Origin of the sequence: Desulfosarcina sp. (genome assembly GCF_041551955.1) — a bacterium.
In the GTDB taxonomy this organism is placed as follows: domain Bacteria; phylum Desulfobacterota; class Desulfobacteria; order Desulfobacterales; family Desulfosarcinaceae; genus Desulfosarcina.
The window spans coordinates 1-3,209 of record NZ_JBFELV010000528.1 but is presented as its reverse complement, the minus strand read 5'-3'; the positions used below and the strand labels follow the sequence as shown (position 1 = coordinate 3,209).

The 3,209-nt window shown below is 56.7% G+C and carries 3 protein-coding genes; all 3 read left to right on the top strand.

The window, feature by feature from the left end:
• A partial coding sequence (locus ABYV26_RS23595; RefSeq protein ID WP_372683802.1) for a 4Fe-4S dicluster domain-containing protein occupies nt 1–949 on the top strand: 949 nt, incomplete at its 5' end.
• Between the two features lie 73 nt (nt 950–1,022).
• Nucleotides 1,023–2,084, top strand: coding sequence for a 4Fe-4S dicluster domain-containing protein (locus ABYV26_RS23590; protein ID WP_372683801.1), 1,062 nt, complete (start codon nt 1,023–1,025; stop codon nt 2,082–2,084).
• Between the two features lie 24 nt (nt 2,085–2,108).
• Nucleotides 2,109–2,954: an FAD/NAD(P)-binding protein gene (locus ABYV26_RS23585; protein ID WP_372683800.1), complete on the top strand. Its 846-nt coding sequence runs from the start codon at nt 2,109–2,111 to the stop codon at nt 2,952–2,954.
• Nucleotides 2,955–3,209 lie beyond the last annotated feature (255 nt).

The window sequence follows — 3,209 nt, the reverse complement described above, 5'->3', positions numbered from 1 at the left end:
CATGGTAGGATACACTGATAAGATTAAAGAGATAGCCGGTCGACTGCTCAAGGATTGCACCGTGGACCTGGTCATCGGCTTCCGCAAGGGAACCATGCCCATGATGAACGAACCCTGCTTTGCCACCACGCCTGAAGCGGTTGACACCTTGGTGTGGGACAGCAACTGCGGCATCAACCTGGCCAATTACCTGACCAATCGCAAAGAAAAAGTGGCCGTGATCGCCAAAGGGTGCGACTCGCGCAACATCGTCACCCATATCATCGAAAACAAGATCAAACGCGATCAGCTCACCATCATCGGGGTCCCCTGCTCGGGAATGATTGACAAACGCAGGATCACCGGCCTGGTGGCGGGCGAGGTCCTGGAAGTCTCCGAAACCGAAGACACCATCAAGGTCAAGACTGCCGATGCGGAAACCCTCTTCGACAAGGCCGAGGTGCTTCAGCAGAACTGTGCGCTGTGCGTTCACCGCAATCCGGTGATTTTTGATGAAATGGTCGCCGATGCAATACCCGAGCAGGAGGTCGCCGACCGTTATGCGGACATCCGCAAGATCGAGGAGATGGACACTGAAGACAAATGGCGGTTTTTCGATGACTTGCTGCGACCGTGCATCCGCTGCTACGCCTGCCGCAACGCCTGCCCGCTGTGCTACTGTCCCACCTGTTTCGTGGATGAGGCCAAACCCCAGTGGATGGGCAAGGGCCAGGACCCCATGGACGTGCGAACGTTCCATTTTTTAAGGGCCTACCACTGCGCCGGCCGATGCACCGACTGCGGTGCATGTGAACGGGCCTGCCCGGTGGGCATCAACATGCGCCTGCTCACGCGCAAGCTGGAAAAGGACTGTCAGGACGAGTTCGGTTGGGAAGCCGGTCTCTCCCTGGATCAGCGTCCGGCCCTGGATGTTTACCGAGCCAATGATCCTGAGGCCTTCATCAAATAGATGGAGACGAAAGGAACCGGGGGATGCCGCTTCCCCGTCTGCAACTTTCTTTGAGGCTGTAAAGGTTAACGCTATGACGCTCGTTAAAATCGATAAAAAAAACTGGGCCGAGGGGTTGACGGCCGCCGCCGATGCCTACCGGCTGTATGGGCCGGTCAGGGAGAAGGACTATCACCAGTTCAAGGCGCTGGGAAAGGGCGAGATGCCCGATTTTGACATGGTTAACACCCGCCTGTCTCCCAAGGCACTGCTGTTCCCCCAATCCGAAGAGATGCTTGAATACTCATTGGACGAGTCCCGGGAAGACCACCACATCATGAAAGAGATCGCCAGGGACGACAAGCCCCGCGCCGTGGTCGGTATCCGGCCCTGCGATGCCAAATCGACCCTGCTGGTAAAGCTGAACTTCGACACGCCGGACGTGAAGGATCCTTACTGGCTAAACGCCTACCAGGCCACCACCTTCATCGGTATGGCCTGCGATACGCCCCTGTCCACCTGCTTTTGCACCACCGCCGGCTGCGGTCCCTACCATGAGGAAGGGCTGGATATGCTCGTCAAGGACCAGGGCGACGCCTACCTGGCCAAGCTGCTCACGGACAAGGGCAAGGCCTTCGCCGCCGCCGCCGGCTGGTCAGAAACCGTCGACGATCCGGCGGCTTTCGACGCCGGCAGGAAAGCGGCGGAGGGCCGAATCGTGTCGACCGTCAAGACCGACAACCTGGCAGACACCGACCTTCTGGAACTGCACGGCGCTCCCTTTTGGGAGGACATCGCCTTTTCCTGCATCAACTGTGGCACGTGTACATTCTCTTGCCCCACCTGCTGGTGTTTCGACATACAGGACGAGGTTCACGGCAAGTCCGGTGTGCGCATGAAAAACTGGGACAGCTGCATGTTCCCCATCTTCACCGTCCACACCACCGGGCACAATCCCCGGGACACCAAAACCCAGCGGGTCCGTCAACGCTTCATGCACAAGCTCAAGTACTTCGTTGACAAGTACGACGCGGGCATCATGTGTGTGGGCTGCGGCCGGTGCGTTCGCCAGTGCCCAGTCAATATCGACATCCGCCGGGTGTGCGAACAAATGAACCGCTTCAAACCTGCAACCGCCTGCGTTGCAGAGGGTTAAGCAACCCGATGGAGGGAAGAACCATTGCAAAATCCATATTTACCCTATCCGGTCCGAATTGACGACATCACTGTCGAGGCCGAAGACAAGAGCCTGAAAACGTTCAAATTCGTCTTTCTCCACGAGGGTGACGAAGAGAAATTCGCCTACCAGGCCGGCCAGTTTGCCGAACTATCCATCCCCGGCAAGGGGGAAATCCCCATCGGCATCGCCTCATCCCCCGTTGAGAAGGGGTTCGTCAAATTCACCGTCAACCGGGCCGGCGTGGTCACCACCCATCTTCACAACATGAAGATCGGGGATATCATGGGCCTGCGCGGACCACTGGGCAATTGGTACCCCTGGGAAGGGTTGGTGGGCAAGAACGTCCTCATCGTGGGCGGTGGCTTTGCTTTCACCACCCTGCGCTCGTCCATCGTCTATATGCTGGATCCGTCCAACCGGCCGAAATTCGGCAACATCGACGTGGTCTACGGCGCCCGCTCACCGGGAATGCTGCTCTACAAGGACGAGCTGGTGGAATGGGAGAAGCGCGATGACATCAACATGCACATCACCGTGGATGCCACCGACGATCCCGACTGGAAGTACAACGTGGGCTTCGTTCCCCCCATCACGGAGCAAAAGGCGCCCCAGGGGGGCGACGACACCTTTGCCATCGTTTGCGGTCCGCCCATCATGATCAAGTTTACCCAACCGGTGCTCGAAAAGCTGGGGTACGCCCACGACCACATCATCATGAGCCTTGAAAACCGCATGAAATGCGGATTTGGCATGTGCGGTCGCTGCGGCATCGGCAAAGAGCTGGTCTGCAAGGACGGACCGGTGTTCACCCTGGATCAGATCAACAAGACACCCAGGGAGTATTAACCAACCATCGGCGGGGACGGTGGTTTCGAGTAATTTTTACCCCGGCTAATTTTTGGATTTCGTATTGACATAAAAGGCTTAATCCGTTACTAAGCTTAGATTCTATAAGAGAACTTAAACGGCAGTGTGCCGGAAATACTAACAAATCTGTAAAGGGAGGATTGAGTAACATGCCGACTATCGAATTTGGTGGAAAAAGCTTCACGGTAGATGAAGACGGTTTCATTGATGACTACACCAACTGGTCACAAGAAT